The sequence below is a fragment of the Natronoarchaeum sp. GCM10025703 genome (assembly GCF_042661985.1).
GTDB lineage: Archaea > Halobacteriota > Halobacteria > Halobacteriales > Natronoarchaeaceae > Natranaeroarchaeum.
Genome location: NZ_JBHSZF010000001.1, coordinates 1,323,268 through 1,338,709, shown reverse-complemented (window position 1 = coordinate 1,338,709; position 15,442 = coordinate 1,323,268). Strand labels below are relative to the sequence as shown.

The window sequence follows — 15,442 nt, the reverse complement described above, 5'->3', positions numbered from 1 at the left end:
GCCCCACGGCTCTTTGCTGTTACGTTATCGGGCGGCAAACGGTGGCTCGACCGCCCCGATCAGAACTCGTCGTCGCGGCAGGCCTCGATCGCCTCGGTGGCGTTCTCGACGGCCGCGGGCTTTTTGCGGGATAGGCTTCGACCTTCGCGCGGAGCGTGATGCCGTCGCCGATCTCTGCACGGCCGTTGAAGGCCGCCTGTTTGTCGAGGCTCAAAAAGAGCGAGCAGTTCTCGTCGACGCGCTGGTCTAACTCGTCGAGGACCCGGTCGATCTCTTTCAGGTCGGCGACTCGTCGGAGGATGTGGCGCATGTCGTCGGCGTTTTCGACGCGCGTCGAAAGGACGACGATTCGGTCACCGTAGTGGCCTTCGCTCTCGGTGCGCTCTATCTCCGTCTCCTCGGGGAGGAAGAACCGCAGCGCCTCTCTGACGCGCTTTTCGTCTTCGGTCGCGTAGCAGAAGGCCCGCAGATCGATGTAGTGGAACGGGACGCTCGCCATCGGGGAGTTACTCTGCCGCTTCGAGCGAATCCTCGGAGATACCGGTCTCCTGGCCGTCCTCGAAGCTGACGGTGTAGGTCTCGTCGCCGAACATGGTCTCCATGACCTGCGTAACCGTCCCCTCTTCGCCGTCGTACTCGCTGTGCTCGTCGTACAGAATAACGCTATCGTCTTCTTCAAAGCTCATGGGTTCGACTACCCCCTCAGCCAGTAAAAAGGGACTGATTCCCGGCGGTGCGGTCAGACTGCAGGCCCCGATTCGGCCATCGGTGACGGGAGTCGAAGATCCTCGAACTCGTCGAGGAACTGCACGTTCATGACGAGTTTGAGTTCGGATGTCGCCGGCACGCCGACACAGGTCAGCCGAGCGTTCAGCCGTTCGACCTGCTTGTCAGTGAGAATCGTCTGGCCGGGCATGGCGACGTCGCCCTCCTTGACGATCACCGCACAGTTTGCACAGGCCCCGCCGCGACAGGCGTAGGGCCAGGACAGATCACGATTCTCCGCGGCTTCGAGGATTGTCTCGCCCGGTTCGACGAGAAACCGGCCGTAATCGCTCGGATCGAGATCGGTGTCGGAGGCCTTCTCGAAGAGGTCGCTATCGTCGAGCGACCAGCCGTGCTCGTCGAGGACGGCGTAATCGAGATACTGCACCCGGGACTCGGTGCCGGCCATGAGCGGCCCAGTGTTTTGCTGACTGTACCGCTGGACGATACTCGCGGCCTCCGCGACCGGTTTGGCCTCTAGCGACGCGAACCAGTCGACGACCGTCTGACCGCCGAGCCCGGATTTGTTGGCCAGTTCATCGAAATCGACGCCCTCGTTTTCGGCCACCGGTACGATGATCGTCTCCGATTCGAGCCGATCGATCCAGCCCTGCACGTCCTCGTTCGAGAGATCGTACCAGTTTGCCAGTTCGGAGACCGAAGCACCCTCGTCGTAGGCGATTGCGGTCATCAGGAGCTGTGTCGACTCCTTGCTACGTGCTTCCTCGAGCCAGCGCCTGAGATCGTCACTATCGACGTGTTGTAACTGCCCCATACCTCTACTCTCCAGCGGAAAAAAGTAAAGCTATGCACTCGTCCGTCGATCACGTGCTCGACGGCGATTCGAGCCTGAGCGCCGACGCGAGCAATACGGCGGCGGCGGTCAACAGCACGACGGAAACGATCGGTCGACCGCCGTCGAGACCGGCGTAGAGCGCGTAGGCGACGACCGCCGTCCCGAACGCGACGGACACAGTCCCCGCGGCGTGGGAGAGTTCGGCCGAGCGCGTCTCCGCCTCACGACCGACCTGCTCGCCGAGTTCGATAGCGTTGACCGCGACGTCCCACGAGACGACGGCGAGCGCGCCGCCGATCAGGACGGAACCGACACCCGCATCACCGATCCCGGCGACGAGTGCGGCCGCAAACAGCGCCAGTCCGCCGCCGGTTGCGAGGCGCTCTCGGCCGTAGCGCAAGCCTGCACCGAGCAGGACGATACCGGGCAGCGATAGCCCGACCGACGGGGCCATCGAGACGCCGAGCACGGTCGCCGCGAGCACTGCCACGGCGAGCGAGATGACGGTGCCGGGACGCGTCGGCCGGCGGTCGACGGCAGGGCTCACGCCGACCACCTCGCGCCGGCCCGCGAAATCGCCGTGACGAGTGGCTCCTCCCAGTTCCAGTCGACGACCCGCAGTCCGGATCGCCGGAGGTCAGCCATCCGCAGGTCCCGCTCCATCCGGGCGACCGATTCGCCAGTTGTCGCCGTCGTCGTCGGGTTCGGACTGACTGCAGTCAGCAGATGGCCGCTGGCATCCAGCAGTTTCGCCTGCTCGACGACCAGGTCGTCCACGAGCGGCGAGAAGAGGATGATCTGGGCGTGACTGGGTAGCTGCTGGCGAAGCGCCGCGACGCTGATCGGGCGCTCGATCAGGTCGTCGACCGAATCCGGCGATAGCAGCGGCTCGGTCTGGAACATCTCACGAGCGCGGGTGCGGTGGTCCCCGCCACTTCCGGGCGGCAGCCAGCACTCAGTCGTCCCGAGCGCGGCGATGCCGACCCTGTCGCCGGCGTCGATCAGCGAGGAGAACACCTGCATCGCACCCTCGACGGAGCGCTCGACTGCACTGGTGGCGCTCTCGTCGGGCCGACACCACGCCTCGGTGCGGACGTCGATCAGCAGGACGACCGAGGCCGCCCGCTCCTCGCGGAACTCGAGCGTCGAGAGTTCGCCAGTCCGCGCGCGGGTGTTCCAGTCGACTCTGGAGAGCGGATCGCCCGGCTGGTACTCCCGCGTCGCGTAGAACTCGAGTCCGTCGCCGCCGATATCGGTCTCGACGCGGCCAGCATACGGCGTCGTCAGCGGTTGCAGGGAGAGGTTCGTCGACGGGGGCAGGGAGCCGGGAGTACAGACCAGCGGGTCACTCTCGCCGGGGACTCGCGTCTCCCGCTCGGCCGCACCGCTGAAGCCCCTGACGAGCACCTGTGCTGGCTTGAACTGATGGGTCCCGCGCTCGGCGACCACTGTGTAGCTAAACGTCGCCGTCTCGCCGGGGTCGAGCGAGGCCGCACAGCGTGGCGTCCCCGCGGCGACGTGTAACTGCCCCGGGACGCCGTCGACAATCCGAACGTCCGGAAGGCTCGACTCGCCGGCGTTCTCGACCGCCACGGTGACTTCGATTTCCTCGCCCGGGTCGGGACGGTCCTCGAAGTCGCGCTCGATATCGAGGTATGCGTCGGGCGCGCGCCCGGCCCCTGCGTAGGCCGCAAACGTGACGCCGAAGACGCCCGCGAGGAAGGGAGCGGGGTTCTGAGCGAACACGCCGAAGGCGACGCCGAACAGTGCGAGCGCGCTGACACCGGTCCAGCGACCGGTCCGGCGCAGGACGTCCTCGTGGAGTCGTCCGGCACTGTCGACCGTCGCCTCGTCGGCATCGTCTGGTTCCGCGTTCGGTTCGGGTTCGGTCTGGCGTTGCTCACTCATCGGTCTCCTCCGTGGGTCTCGTCCAGAGACGCTCTAGCTCTCCGGCGGCCCGTCTCGCCGTGAGCCCGTACTTCGACTCGCGCCCGAGACGGACCCGAAGCCGCAGCGACAGGGGGAACGCGGACCATGGCGTCCCGTCGAAAAACGACGCCGCGACGGGGTCGTCGGTCCACTCGCCGCTCGTCAGTCGCTCTCTCGCCTCCGCTTCGGTGTAGCCGCGACGGCGCTGAAGGACGGTCACGCCGACCGCTTCGAGTCGGTCGTTCACCGTCTCGCGGCCGGATATCTCGTGGACGCTCGACGCCGACCGCATGGCGACGTCGAACCCTTCGCCCGGTGTCGGAATCCCCTTGATGAGTTCCGGATCGCCAGTGCGTGCGTAGCCGAGTTCGGAGCCCCACCGGTCGCGGGCGATCCGAGCACCCTGAGCCAGGGCAACGATGCCGACGATGGTCAGCAGGAACTCGTCGGCCGAGAACATCGCGCCCAGATCGGGCGAAAGGAACGTCGCGACGCCGAGTGCGGTGATCACCACCCCGATGCCGGCGGCGATCCGGCGCTCGATGGTCGTCATTGGCGATCACCCGCGTACGCCGCTTCGATCTCCCGGAGCGCGTCGACGGCCCGCTCCTCTCGCTCGGGCGTCACTGCCCGCTCGCCGTAGCGGACCTCCTCGAAAACGTCCCGGAGCGTCTCGACGTGGCCCCGGTCCATCCCGGCGTCGGTCGCCGCCGCGGCGAACTCCTTCGGCGTGCTCGTCTCTGGATTCCGGAGGTCGACCACCTCCACCATCTCGTTCCAGGCGGTGTACACCTCGTTCTGGAAGGCGTCCTCAGACGCCTCGATCCGGTCGGCGGCGTCGCCGGCCGCCTCGCCGAGTTTGGTCTCCTCCTCGGGGTCGTCGGCGAGGTCGACCGTTTCCGCGTCGACGTCATCCTCGTCTCGAGTGAGCCAGTACCAGAACGCCCCGACTGCAGTCAGCAAGAGGAGTCCGATCAATCCGATCGTAGCGAGCGGGCTTCCGCCGCCGCCCGCCTTGGGTTCCGCACTCTCGTCACTCTCTGCGACGCCGATATCCGGCGTGACATCACTGATCCCGTCGAGCCCTTCCTGTGCCGCGCTGCCGTCGCCGCCGGAGGCAGGAACAGTCCGGCAGCCACAGTCCCGAGTAGCAGTATGCCGGCGAGAAACGGGATGGCCTTGCCCATCGTCATGTCCGAGGCCTGCGCGTCGCCGAGAAGGTAGACGCCGGCGGCAAGCCCGACCACGAGGACGGTCAGCACGCCGAACACGAGCGTCGAGGAGACTGGTAGTGATAGCTGTGCCGAGACGCCGAGACCGGCCGTCGAGGCCGCGTCGGTGGGATCGGCGATCGTCGCCGCGCCGAAGCCGAACGCGACGAGACAGACACCTGCCGTGACGGCCGGCCGTACTGTAGTAGAGCGCATAGTAGTTGTTCGAACACTGTCGCCGCGGAGGGGATCACGGGACAGTCCGTTACAGGCGCGTGGACGTGTCCCAAAAAAGTGTACCGATCCCCCAAGCGTCAGACATACGCGTCGGAGGGTCCTACTGGAACCGATGACCGACAGCGTGCACGTCGACAGGGACTGTACGGAGCTATACACGGAGTTCGGCGACGAGCGACTCCCGCCCGGACAGCGCGAAACGGCGGAGTTCCCCGTCCTCTCGAAGAGCGGTACGCCCGAGTGGAACCCGGAAGACTGGGAGTTCCGCGTCACCGGTGCCGTCGAGGAAGCGCTATCGTTCGACTGGGAGGAGTTTCAGGCACTCCCCACAGAGACCCATCGCCAGGACTTTCACTGTGTCACTGGCTGGAGCAAGTTCGACTGTCAGTTCACCGGCGTCACCTTTCCGACGCTGGCCGAACGCGCCGGTCTCGACGACGACGCCTCGCACGTACTCTTTTACGCGCTGGACGACTACACCACGAATCTCCCGCTCGAGGACTGTCTGCGACCCGAACTACTTTTTGCCTACGAGTTCAGCGGCGAGGCGCTGCCGGCCGACCACGGCGGGCCACTCCGCGCCGTGACGCCGCACAAGTACGCCTACAAGGGCGCGAAATGGCTCTGTGGCGTCGAGATACTCACCGAACAGGAGCGAGGCTACTGGGAGAAACGCGGCTACTCCAACACGGCCGACCCGTGGAACGAAGAGCGGTATAGCTAGGTCGTGGAACCGCCGTCCGGCCGAGCTATCGGGCGAACCGCTCTCCCAGCGCGGCGCTATAACTCGTGTATAGCTCGCGAACAACGAACCGATCCCGCGGATCGACGCCCAACACGTCGAGCGCCGCGACGTAGACGACAAGCCCGATCAGGACGCCGGGGAGGAGAGCAACTACGCCGGGAACGACGGCACGGATCGCCCACATGACGGCGAGTGCGACGCCGCCAGCCACGATTGGGGTGAGGTAGGTCCGATCGAACGGCCAGAGTCCCTCGAACCGGCGTAACAACAGTACCTGAATCACGTTCTGTACGGAGATGGCGAGCGAGGTGCCGAGCGCGGCACCGACGAGACCGAACTCCACGATAAACGTGTAGGTCAACACGACGTTGAGGACGGCGAGCAGCCAGTCGAGGAGCATCCGCGCGTACTGGTGGTCAGTCATCATCAGTAGCCAGCCGGTTGCCCCGACCGCACTGCCGACGAACACGCCGCCGAGGTAGACGATCAGCGGGACGTATCCCTGCGTATACGTCGGGCCGAAGAGGGCGAGCAGGTCCTGCCCGTAGACGACCATCACCGCGAGGAAGGGAACGACGGTCGTGACGATCAGCCGCGTTACGGCCGTATAGATGGCGTTGAGCGTCGCCATTCGGTCGTCGGCATAGAGATCGGACGCGACCGGCGGGAGCAACTGATTGAACGACAGCAAGGGGATCCACGCGATAGCGACCAACACGAGCAAGGCGTTGTAGACGCCCGCCGCGACCGCTGTCAGCAGCGCTCCGACGAGCAGGACGTCGACCCGGTTCTGAAACACCTTTCCGAAACTGCTCATTGCGACCGGGGCGGCGTGATTGTAGAATCGTCCGGCCTCGGCGCTCACTCCCCGAATCGACGGGCGGATCCCCGTCGAACGCGCGGATAGCGGGATGGCGACCGCCGCAAGCACGGCCGTCCCGACGACGATAGCGCCGGCGACACCGACGACGGAGTAGCCGAGACCGAGCGCCACGACTGCCCCGGCCAGGCGGACGGCCGGGCGGAGCAGTTTATTGAACACGACTTCACCGCGTGCGGAGCCGACCGCCCGGAAGACGCCGGCGACGACCAGGACGACGCCGAGCAGTCCGACCAGAAGGCCAAAGACCCGCATCGTCGGAACGAAGGCGGCCTGCTCGACGGTGCGGTCGTTGATCCACGGCGCTACCACCCAGACGCCGAGGGCCAACACCGCGCCAAAACCGATCGTCGTCGCGTAGGCTAACCCGACGACAGCGGAGCGTCGTCGAGGCTCGCCCCGATACTCGGGTACGTAGCGCTGGAGCGCCGGCACGCTTCCGAAGGTGACGAGCCGGACGAGAACCTGGGCGATCCGCCACGCCAGTGCGTACACCCCGTATGCGGCTGGTCCCAGTCCGCGTGCGAGGATGATCTCGACCGTCGAGATCAGCGCACGTTGCCCGGAGACGCCACCGGAGGTAACGACGGCTCCGTGGGCGATTGTCAGGAGGGCCTCGCGTTCCTCGTCTGGAATCGACTCCTCGTCGTCTCGGGACACGGTTTGGCATTCGGGCGGTGCTACGTCAAAAGTCGGTCGCTTACCGACTCGACCGCCGCGCCACCACCACGAGAGAGGGACAGGCTGAAGAAGCCACGCTCCTGAGATGAGAGCAATGGAATCCCTGCGCAGTGGGGGCGACGCCAGCGCGCGGGCTGACGCGGCATTGGTGACGCGACGCCGCAAGCTGGACGCCGTCTCGCGTCGGGCCGTTCTCGACGAGTTCGAACCGCCACGGGGACTGTGGACGCCGCCGGACGGCCCCGCCTTCGTCGGCTGGGGCACCGCGACGACCCTCTCGGCGACCGGTCCTGACCGGTTCGAGGCCGTTAGATCGGCGGCTGACGAGCTGTTCTCACGCATCGACGCCGACGACGCGCCGACAGCGGCGCGCCCCCGACTCGTCGGCGGCTTCGCGTTTCATGACGAGCACGAACCGCACCCGCCGTGGACCGGGTTCGAGAGCGCGCGGTTCGTGCTGCCCCAGGCACAGGTGGTCTGGAGCGACGACGACGTCTGGCTCACGGTCAACGCCGTCGACCCCGATAGCGAGGCCGCACTGGAGGAACGACTCGACCGAGTCGCCACGGAGATAGAGGCGGCGACCACCGACAATGGGCCGGCCGACCCGCCGGGTGTGGCGAGTCGCGAGCGGTGCCCGTCGAGGGCCGACTGGCGCGACCAGGTCACGCGTGCGATCGGCCGCATCACGGGCGGCGACCTGCAGAAAGTCGTCCTCGCGCAGTCACTATCGGTCGCCCTCGACGAGCCGATATCGCTGCCGGACGTCATGGCGCGGCTGGATCGGTCGTACCCCGACTGCCAGCGCTTTCTCTTCCAGCCGGGCAACGGCCCGACCTTCTTCGGGGCGACGCCCGAGCGACTCGTCTCGCTCTCCGGCCGGACGGTGCACACCGAAGCCCTCGCCGGATCGACCGGTCGTGGCGACACCACGGAGGAGGACGAGTGGCTCGCAGCCGAACTACTCGATAGCGAGAAGGACATCCACGAACACGAACTGGTGGCCGATGCCGTCCGCGCCCAGCTCGCACCGTATGCCGGTTCCGTTCAGACCGGCCAGCGGACCATCCGAAAGCTCCCGACCGTCCAGCACCTACAGACGCCGATTACGGCCGAACTCGACGACGCCGAACACGTCCTCTCGCTGGTCGAGGCGCTCCATCCGACGCCCGCAGTCGGCGGGCTCCCGCCGGACGGTGCCTGGGAGACGATCAAGGAGACCGAGGCGTTCGACCGGGGGTGGTACGCCGCCCCCATCGGCTGGTTCGACGCCGCTGGCGACGGCGCGTTCGCAGTCGGTATCCGGTCTGCAGTCGCCGAGGGCGGCCGGGCGACGCTGTTTGCCGGGGCCGGAATCGTCGCCGACAGCGACCCGGACCGCGAGTGGGACGAGGTACAGCTCAAATACGGACCGATGCTAGACGCGCTGGAGTAGCTACTCATGTCTGCACCTAACAGAAACACGCTCTGGGCAGAGACGTTACTCGACGAACTCGTCGCCAACGGGATCGAGGCGGTCTGTGTCGCCCCCGGAAGCCGGTCGACGCCACTGACCGTCGCCGCGGCCGGCCATCCGGGTCTGACCGTCTTCTCGCATCTCGACGAGCGCTCGGCGGCCTACTTCGCGCTCGGCCGCGCCAGACGGACCGGGACCGCGACGCCGCTCATCTGCACCTCCGGCACCGCCGCGGCGAACTTCCACCCCGCCGTGATCGAGGCCAATCAGGCGCGGGTCCCCATACTCATGCTGACAGCCGACCGCCCACCAGAGCTCCGAGATAGCGGCGCGAACCAGACCATCGATCAGGAGAAGCTCTACGGCGATGCAGTCCGGTGGTTCCGCGACCTGCCGGAGCCGGAACCCACGGGGAGAAAACTGCGCCGCCTGCGCACCGACGCCGCCCGCGCGGTGGCTGAAGCAACGGGAACCCCTCCGGCCCAGTCCACCTGAACGTCCCCTTCCGGAAGCCCCTCGAACCGGTCGAGGTGCCGGGAGACGTGCCCGACGATATCGCCGAAACCGCGCCACTCGGTGCGACCGGGCGTGACGGGCCGTTCGTCCAGACCGCCGGCGGGCGGATGGACCCCGACGAGGAAACTGTCGCCGACCTCGTGACCACCATCGAGGACGCCGAGCGGGGATTGCTCGTCGCCGGGCCCGCAGATCCACCAATCCCGGACGTGGACCGGCAGAGCGTCGCCGCAATCGCCAGTGCAACGGGCTTTCCGGTGCTGGCCGACCCGCTCTCCGGACTCCGGTTCGGCGACCACGTCGCCGAGGCCCAAGTGATCGGTGGCTACGACGGCTACCTCGACGAGCGCGTCACCGGCGACTGGCCCGACCCCGATGTCGTCGTCCGCTTCGGCGCGTCGCCGACGTCCAAGCCGCTCCGGAGCTATCTCGCCGGTGTCGACGCGCGCCAGTATATCGTCGACCCCGCCGCTGGCTGGCGCGAGGCGACGTTTACCGCGACGGATCTGCTCGAAGCCGATCCGACGGCGCTCGTTGAGTCGGTGCTCCAATCGCTCGACGCCGATGCCGTGGCACCCGCGCCAGACTGGCAGTCCCGCTGGCTCGATGCCGACGCCACCTACTGGGATCGGATCGGGACGGCGCGGGAGGACGCCCGCCGAGAGAGGAGCAAGCGATTCGAGGGAGCGGTCGTCGCCGCCGCCATCGAGGGCGCGCCCGACCCCGCCACCGTCTTCGTCTCGAACTCGATGCCGGTTCGGGACCTCGACCGCTTCGCCCGGCCCGCGACGGACGAACTGACCGTGCTCGGCAACCGCGGTGCAAGCGGTATCGATGGCATCGTCAGCACGGCGCTGGGCGCGGGGAGCGCGACCGACGACCCGCTCGTGGCGATCACCGGCGATCTGGCCTTCTATCACGATATGAACGGTCTACTCGCGCTGGAGCGGTGTGGCGTCGACGCTACTATCGTCCTGCTCAACAACGACGGCGGCGGCATCTTCCATATGCTCCCCATCGAGGAGTTCGATCCGCCCTTCACCGGGCAGTTCAAGACGCCACACGGGCTGGACTTCGCCCCCACAGCCGACCTCTACGACCTCTCGCTTACCAGCGTCGACCGGCTGGACGAGTTCACGGAAGTCTACCAGGCGTCGCTCGCCAGCGAGGGAACACAGGTAATCGAGTTCAGGATCGACAGTCAGGCGAGTCACGACCGTCGCGACGCGCTCTACGAGTCGGTCTGTGAACGGTTGCGCAGCGCCCGACGACGCTCACCACCGCGACGGCGTAGCCGAGCGGGATCCAGACGAGCATGACGCCGACGACGACCCGCATTGTCAGGGGTTCCAGCATGCCAGTGGCGAAGAGTGCCCCGGGAACGAGCACGCTCAGACCGCCGAAGACGATCACACCGATGCCGGGAATCGTGAGCAGATAGCCCGCAGTAGCGATCAGTAGCAAACCGGTCGCGACCCGTATCGGGGCGAAAAAGAGCTCCGTGATCGTCGAGACCAGCAACAGCGGGTAGAGGAGCATCGACACGACGATCAGAAAGACCGTTTCCTGCGTAATCGACGGCATCGACAGCCCACGGCTCTGCGGTTCGGTCTCCCAGTCGTTGACCGTGTAGGAGTCGTCGCCACTCTGTGCATGGCCGTCGAAGCCGCGCCCCTTTGTAGACGTGCTCCCAGTTGCTGTCGTACCGCCCGCGGTAGACGCCCTACTGGTCGCCGAGGTGCCACCTGTTCCTCCCATACCGGCGGGACCTCCCATACCGCTCGTACTGCCTGTGCTACCCATGCCGCCCGCACTGGCCGTGCCGGCCGAGTCCCCGACCCACTCCCAGTCGGCCGTTTGCCGGCGGCGGCGCTGTCTGGCGTGGTGGCTCTCCCACCAGCCATCGGAGGTACCCCCACGGTCCACGTCCCAGTCGAAGCCATCGAAATCCAGGTCGTCACCGGTTCTCTGCCTGCGGCGAGTTCCCCCGTCGCCCACGTACGTTTCGTGGCCAAGCCGGTCGTACCGTTCGCGTTCCGCCTCGTCGCCCAGCACTTCCTCGGCGTCGACGACCGCCTGAAACCGCTCGCTGGCATCATCGCGGTCGCTCTGGTCCGGGTGGTACTCCTTGACCTTCTCCCGGTAGGCGGCGGTAATCTCGTCCTGGGTGGCGTCGGCGGTGACGTCCAGCACGTCGTAGAAGTCATTGGCCATCGGGCTGTTCGCCGAAGGTTTCTCTCGGTCGAACTAAAACGTTCGGTAGCCAGAGGGCGTTCACCACCCGATTATACAAACTACCTCGTAGATAGTGCCATATGGGGAGTTCACTGTTCGCGGAGACCGTCGAGGATGCAGACTGGATTCATCTGGGGGAGGACGAGGAGATCCGATGGACGGGACGGCCGTCGAAGTTCACGATTGCCGTAGCACTGGCGCTTGCGGCGCTCGTCACCGTGCTCGGCTTCGTCGCGTCGGCATTACTGGCGGCATGGACGGACCTACCGAGTTGGGCATCAGCGCTGCCCCTGCTCGTGATGTTCGGGGGATCGGCTGGGCGATTGCCGTCTATCTCGACTGGCTCCGTCTGCTGTACGTCATCACCGACGAACAGCTATACGTCAAACACGGGCTGATCAGCCGCGACGTCACGGCGATTCGACTCGAACGGGTACAGAACACCTCCTACGAGCAGACGATTCTCGAACGGTTCCTCTCCTTCGGCGACGTGAGGGTCTTCACCGCCGGGACCGACACGGAGGACGTGACGTTTCGGAGCGTCCCGAACCCCGAGCGGGTCAAACGCACGCTCGTACACCTGTTGAGCGAGCAGATGCCCGAAGGGAACGGCCCGAGACAGCCGGTTCAGTAGCCGTCTGCAGCCGGACTGTAATCGAGGAGCTCGACGCCGCCGAAGGAGAGCGCACTCGGATGATGGTCCGAAAGCGGGTCGAGATAGCCCGTCGGTTCGAGCGTCGCCGCGACGACGACCTGTTCCTCCGCGAGGACGTCCATCGTATCGTCGACCTGTTCGATTCCGTGCGTCCGACAGTAGACGCCGACCGGTTCCCAGGTGTAGCCCTCGTAGTTCCGCAGCGCAACGGTGACCCGGTCGCCAGCGACGAGCGCCGACCGATCCGGCCCGTGGTCGGACTCGGAGCGACACTGCTTGCAGGGGACGCGGCCGCGTTCGTAGTCGGAGGCGACGCCGAGACCGCCCGCGACCGCGCCTGTTAGCTCGCGTGTGATACGTTCTCTATCCACATGCCCCGTTCGGCATCGAATAATAAAGACCTGTCCCGCGACGGGAACCTATTTGAACATGACGACCCGAGTTCGGGTAAATGGTCTCGGAACTCATGCAGGAAGACCGCTGGGAAGCGGTCGAAGATTTCGATTTCGATGACGTGACCTATCACCGCTCTTCCGACGGGAAAACGGTCCGAATCGCGTTCGATCGACCCGCAGTCCGGAACGCGTTCCGGCCGAAGACTGTCGACGAACTCTATGATGCGCTCGATCACGCCAAACGTCAGACAGACGTAGGCTGCGTGCTGCTCACCGGCAACGGGCCCTCGCCGAAGGACGGTGGGTGGGCGTTCTCCTCGGGCGGCGATCAGGCGATCCGCGGCGCGGACGGCTACGAGTACGAGGGGGACGAGGAGCAAGCCAGCGAGCACGGACGGCTCCACATCCTCGAAGTACAGCGGCTGATCCGCCACATCCCGAAAGTCGTCGTGGCCGTCGTGCCTGGCTGGGCCGTCGGCGGCGGGCACAGCCTCCACGTCGTCTGTGACCTCACTATTGCGAGCGAGGAACACGCCAAGTTCCTCCAGACCGATCCGGACGTCGGCAGTTTCGACGGCGGGTTCGGCTCCGCCTATCTCGCCCGACAGATCGGCCAGAAGAAGGCCCGAGAGGTGTTCTTCCTCGGGAAAACGTACAGCGCCGAGGAGGCCGCGGATATGGGGATGGTCAACGAGGCGGTCCCCCACGAGGAACTCGAAGAGCGCGCCCTGGAGTGGGGCAAGCGGATCAACGAGAAGAGCCCCACCGCGATGCGGATGCTCAAGTACGCCTTCAACCTCGATTCCGACGGCATGGTCGGCCAGCAGGTGTTCGCCGGCGAGGCGACGCGACTGGCGTACATGACCGACGAGGCCGAGGAGGGTCGCGACGCGTTCGTCGAGGGGCGAAAACCTGATTTCGACGACGTACCGTGGCGCTACTGATGACGGCGACAGAGGCCGAAACGCCGGAGATGTCGCGGGCGAGGGCGTGGCTGATCGCCACCCGCCCACAGACGATGCCGGCGGCCGCCGCCCCGGTGATCGTCGGCGTCGGACTGGCCTACAGCGCCGGGGTGTTCTCGCTCGGTCCCGCCGTCGCCGCACTCGTCGGCGCGGCGCTGATCCAGATCGGGACGAACCTCGCCAACGACTACTACGACGCGGTGAAAGGCGTCGACTCGGAGGAACGACAGGGGTTCACACGGGTCACCAACTCCGGACTGATCCCCGCCGAGCAAGTAAAGCGAGGGATGATCCTCACCTTTGCCGCGGCGATACTCGTCGGCACGTATCTGGTCTACGTCGGCGGCCTCCCGATCCTCGTGATCGGACTGGCGAGCATCGTGAGTGGCTACGCCTACGCCGGCGGCCCTTTCCCGCTTGGCTCGCACGGACTGGGTGATCTGTTCGTATTCGTCTTCTTCGGCGTCATCGCCGTGGTGGGGACCTTTACGTGCAGGCCGCCGCAGTTCTCGCGGACCCGCTTGCGATGACCATCCCCGAAGGAACAGTCACGACGACCGCACTGCTCGCTAGCCTGCCCATCGCGGGCATCTCGACGAACATCCTCGTGGTAAACAATATTCGGGATCTCGAAACCGACCGCGAGGCGGGCAAGCTATCCCTGGCGGTCCTGCTGGGCTATCGCTGGAGTCGCGTGGAGTTTACCGGGTTGCTCGCGCTTGCATACGCGGTCCCGCTGTACTTCTTCGCGACGGGCGAGTTCGGAGGGGCGATCCTGCTGCCGTTCCTCTCGCTGCCGTACGCCGCGCTGCTCGCACGGACGGTGCTGACCCGGACCGACGGCGACGCGCTCAACCCCGCCCTCGAACGGACCGGCAAACTGCTCGCTGGCTTCGCCGTTCTGTTCGCACTCGGGATGGTGATCTGAATGGACGCCGAAACGACACACTTCGATCTGGCACTTTCCGAACCGCTGTCGACCGCCGCCGGACCGATCCAGCGCAGGCAAGGTATCGCGCTCCGAATCGAGTCCGACGGGACCGTTGGCGTCGGCGAGGCGACGCCGCTACCGGGCAGGACCGAGTCCCTGTCGGACTGTCGGGACGGCGTCTCGACCGCGCTGGAGCGGCTCAACGACGACGATCCTGCCGGCGCACTCGATGCGGTCGAAGAGCGGCCCGCCGCCCGTCACGCCGTCTCGCTCGCGCTGGCGGATCTCCGCGCACACGAAGCCGACGAACCGCTCTATCGCTTTCTCGGCTCCGTCGGCCGCACCACGCGCGTCCCGGTCAACGCGACGGTCGGCGACGTAGCGTCGGATGCAGCAGCGACCGCGGCCCGCGACGCGCTTGCCGAGGGCTTCACGACGATCAAACTGAAAGTCGGCACCCGGCCAGTCGACGATGACGCCGCGCGCGTAGCGGCGGTCCGGGAGGCCGTCGGGCCGGATGTCGCGATCCGCGTCGACGCCAACGCCGCGTGGGACCACGAGCAGGCCCAGGACGCGCTTTCCCGACTGGCCGCCTCGTCGGTCGAGTACGTCGAACAGCCACTCGACGCGGATGATCTCTCGGGTCACGCTGACCTGCGGCGCTCGTCTCGCGTCGACATCGCGCTGGACGAGTCGCTCGCGAGCCACTCCTTCGAGGAGATCCAGTCGGCTGACGCCGCTGACGTCCTCGTCCTGAAGCCGATGGCGCTGGGCGGACTGGATCGTGCGCGCCGGATCGCCATCTACGCCAGACGCGAGGGACTGATCCCCATCGTCACGACGACCATCGACGCGGTCGTTGCCCGCACCGGCGCGGTCCACCTCGCGGCGTCACTGCCGGGGATCGACGCCTGTGGGCTGGCGACGGGAGCACTGCTCGCGGAGGATCTCGCGACCGATCCCGCACCGATCGAGGACGGCGACGCCACGGTACCACAGGACGCCGGTCTCGGTACACGCGGGGCGTGGGAGGAGGGGTAACGGT

The 15,442-nt window shown here is 66.6% G+C and carries 15 protein-coding genes and 3 pseudogenes; 7 read left to right on the top strand and 11 right to left on the bottom strand.

The window, feature by feature from the left end:
* Nucleotides 1–59 precede the first annotated feature (59 nt).
* The 8 genes and pseudogenes from ACFQH2_RS07585 to ACFQH2_RS07550 all read right to left on the bottom strand — a co-directional run bounded on the left by ACFQH2_RS07585 (nucleotide 60) and on the right by ACFQH2_RS07550 (nucleotide 4,917).
* Nucleotides 60–499, bottom strand: a pseudogene (locus tag ACFQH2_RS07585) (RNA-binding protein).
* Nucleotides 500–506: 7 nt separating this feature from the next.
* Nucleotides 507–686, bottom strand: a complete 180-nt coding sequence (locus ACFQH2_RS07580; protein WP_377052394.1) for a DUF1918 domain-containing protein — start codon at nucleotides 684–686, stop codon at nucleotides 507–509.
* Nucleotides 687–739: 53 nt separating this feature from the next.
* Entirely contained in the window at nucleotides 740–1,540 is an 801-nt protein-coding gene (gene fer, locus ACFQH2_RS07575; RefSeq protein ID WP_377052392.1) for a ferredoxin Fer, read from the bottom strand.
* A gap of 49 nt (nucleotides 1,541–1,589) precedes the next feature.
* The gene (locus ACFQH2_RS07570; protein ID WP_377052390.1) at nucleotides 1,590–2,108 is read right to left on the bottom strand and encodes a DUF7519 family protein; all 519 of its coding nucleotides are present in this window, start codon (nucleotides 2,106–2,108) and stop codon (nucleotides 1,590–1,592) included.
* A complete protein-coding gene (locus tag ACFQH2_RS07565; RefSeq protein ID WP_377052388.1) occupies nucleotides 2,105–3,469 on the bottom strand; it encodes a DUF58 domain-containing protein in 1,365 nt (454 codons plus the stop codon). The genes ACFQH2_RS07570 and ACFQH2_RS07565 overlap by 4 nt, the downstream gene beginning before the upstream one ends.
* Entirely contained in the window at nucleotides 3,462–4,043 is a 582-nt protein-coding gene (locus tag ACFQH2_RS07560) for a DUF7269 family protein (protein ID WP_377052386.1), read from the bottom strand. Before ACFQH2_RS07560 ends, ACFQH2_RS07565 begins: the two co-directional genes overlap by 8 nt.
* Nucleotides 4,040–4,453: a DUF4129 domain-containing protein gene (locus ACFQH2_RS07555; RefSeq protein WP_377076606.1), complete on the bottom strand. Its 414-nt coding sequence runs from the start codon at nucleotides 4,451–4,453 to the stop codon at nucleotides 4,040–4,042. Before ACFQH2_RS07555 ends, ACFQH2_RS07560 begins: the two co-directional genes overlap by 4 nt.
* 11 nt (nucleotides 4,454–4,464) lie before the next feature.
* The gene (locus ACFQH2_RS07550) at nucleotides 4,465–4,917 is read right to left on the bottom strand and encodes a hypothetical protein (protein WP_377076605.1); all 453 of its coding nucleotides are present in this window, start codon (nucleotides 4,915–4,917) and stop codon (nucleotides 4,465–4,467) included.
* Between the two features lie 133 nt (nucleotides 4,918–5,050).
* On the opposite strand from ACFQH2_RS07550, the gene ACFQH2_RS07545 reads away from it, so the two are divergent.
* Nucleotides 5,051–5,662: a sulfite oxidase-like oxidoreductase gene (locus ACFQH2_RS07545; protein WP_377052382.1), complete on the top strand. Its 612-nt coding sequence runs from the start codon at nucleotides 5,051–5,053 to the stop codon at nucleotides 5,660–5,662.
* 25 nt (nucleotides 5,663–5,687) lie between these two features.
* On the opposite strand, the gene ACFQH2_RS07540 is transcribed toward ACFQH2_RS07545, so the two are convergent.
* Complete coding sequence (locus tag ACFQH2_RS07540; RefSeq protein ID WP_377052380.1) at nucleotides 5,688–7,223, bottom strand: lipopolysaccharide biosynthesis protein; 1,536 nt, start codon at nucleotides 7,221–7,223, stop codon at nucleotides 5,688–5,690.
* Nucleotides 7,224–7,338: 115 nt separating this feature from the next.
* Between ACFQH2_RS07540 and ACFQH2_RS07535 the strand changes: the two genes are divergently transcribed.
* Nucleotides 7,339–8,679, top strand: a complete 1,341-nt coding sequence (locus ACFQH2_RS07535; protein ID WP_377052378.1) for an isochorismate synthase — start codon at nucleotides 7,339–7,341, stop codon at nucleotides 8,677–8,679.
* A 6-nt stretch (nucleotides 8,680–8,685) separates the two neighbouring features.
* Nucleotides 8,686–10,472, top strand: a pseudogene (menD, locus tag ACFQH2_RS07530) (2-succinyl-5-enolpyruvyl-6-hydroxy-3-cyclohexene-1-carboxylic-acid synthase); the annotation flags it as partial.
* Here menD and ACFQH2_RS07525 read toward each other — a convergent pair.
* Nucleotides 10,405–11,430: a J domain-containing protein gene (locus tag ACFQH2_RS07525; RefSeq protein WP_377076604.1), complete on the bottom strand. Its 1,026-nt coding sequence runs from the start codon at nucleotides 11,428–11,430 to the stop codon at nucleotides 10,405–10,407. The pseudogene menD and the gene ACFQH2_RS07525 overlap by 68 nt on opposite strands.
* A gap of 274 nt (nucleotides 11,431–11,704) precedes the next feature.
* On the opposite strand from ACFQH2_RS07525, the gene ACFQH2_RS07520 reads away from it, so the two are divergent.
* Nucleotides 11,705–12,085: a PH domain-containing protein gene (locus tag ACFQH2_RS07520; protein WP_377076603.1), complete on the top strand. Its 381-nt coding sequence runs from the start codon at nucleotides 11,705–11,707 to the stop codon at nucleotides 12,083–12,085.
* On the opposite strand, the gene ACFQH2_RS07515 is transcribed toward ACFQH2_RS07520, so the two are convergent.
* A complete protein-coding gene (locus tag ACFQH2_RS07515) occupies nucleotides 12,079–12,477 on the bottom strand; it encodes a hypothetical protein (protein WP_377052370.1) in 399 nt (132 codons plus the stop codon). The genes ACFQH2_RS07520 and ACFQH2_RS07515 overlap by 7 nt on opposite strands.
* Nucleotides 12,478–12,557: 80 nt before the next feature.
* Here ACFQH2_RS07515 and ACFQH2_RS07510 point away from each other — a divergent pair, with 80 nt between their 5' ends.
* The 3 genes and pseudogenes from ACFQH2_RS07510 to menC all read left to right on the top strand — a co-directional run bounded on the left by ACFQH2_RS07510 (nucleotide 12,558) and on the right by menC (nucleotide 15,438).
* The gene (locus ACFQH2_RS07510) at nucleotides 12,558–13,445 is read left to right on the top strand and encodes a 1,4-dihydroxy-2-naphthoyl-CoA synthase (protein WP_377052368.1); all 888 of its coding nucleotides are present in this window, start codon (nucleotides 12,558–12,560) and stop codon (nucleotides 13,443–13,445) included.
* Nucleotides 13,445–14,394: pseudogene (locus ACFQH2_RS07505) on the top strand (1,4-dihydroxy-2-naphthoate polyprenyltransferase). Before ACFQH2_RS07510 ends, ACFQH2_RS07505 begins: the two are co-directional and overlap by 1 nt.
* Nucleotides 14,395–15,438, top strand: a complete 1,044-nt coding sequence (gene menC, locus ACFQH2_RS07500) for an o-succinylbenzoate synthase (protein ID WP_377052364.1) — start codon at nucleotides 14,395–14,397, stop codon at nucleotides 15,436–15,438.
* Nucleotides 15,439–15,442 lie beyond the last annotated feature (4 nt).

Bases quoted from the DNA above. Each gene is read 5' to 3' on its own strand.
- ACFQH2_RS07580 (WP_377052394.1), bottom strand. From the start codon at position 686: ATGAGCTTTGAAGAAGACGATAGCGTTATTCTGTACGACGAGCACAGC.
- fer (WP_377052392.1), bottom strand. From the start codon at position 1,540: ATGGGGCAGTTACAACACGTCGATAGTGACGATCTCAGGCGCTGGCTC.
- ACFQH2_RS07565 (WP_377052388.1), bottom strand. From the start codon at position 3,469: ATGAGTGAGCAACGCCAGACCGAACCCGAACCGAACGCGGAACCAGAC.
- ACFQH2_RS07560 (WP_377052386.1), bottom strand. From the start codon at position 4,043: ATGACGACCATCGAGCGCCGGATCGCCGCCGGCATCGGGGTGGTGATC.
- ACFQH2_RS07550 (WP_377076605.1), bottom strand. From the start codon at position 4,917: ATGCGCTCTACTACAGTACGGCCGGCCGTCACGGCAGGTGTCTGTCTC.
- ACFQH2_RS07545 (WP_377052382.1), top strand. From the start codon at position 5,051: ATGACCGACAGCGTGCACGTCGACAGGGACTGTACGGAGCTATACACG.
- ACFQH2_RS07535 (WP_377052378.1), top strand. From the start codon at position 7,339: ATGGAATCCCTGCGCAGTGGGGGCGACGCCAGCGCGCGGGCTGACGCG.
- ACFQH2_RS07525 (WP_377076604.1), bottom strand. From the start codon at position 11,430: ATGGCCAATGACTTCTACGACGTGCTGGACGTCACCGCCGACGCCACC.
- ACFQH2_RS07520 (WP_377076603.1), top strand. From the start codon at position 11,705: ATGGACGGACCTACCGAGTTGGGCATCAGCGCTGCCCCTGCTCGTGAT.
- ACFQH2_RS07510 (WP_377052368.1), top strand. From the start codon at position 12,558: ATGGTCTCGGAACTCATGCAGGAAGACCGCTGGGAAGCGGTCGAAGAT.
- menC (WP_377052364.1), top strand. From the start codon at position 14,395: ATGGACGCCGAAACGACACACTTCGATCTGGCACTTTCCGAACCGCTG.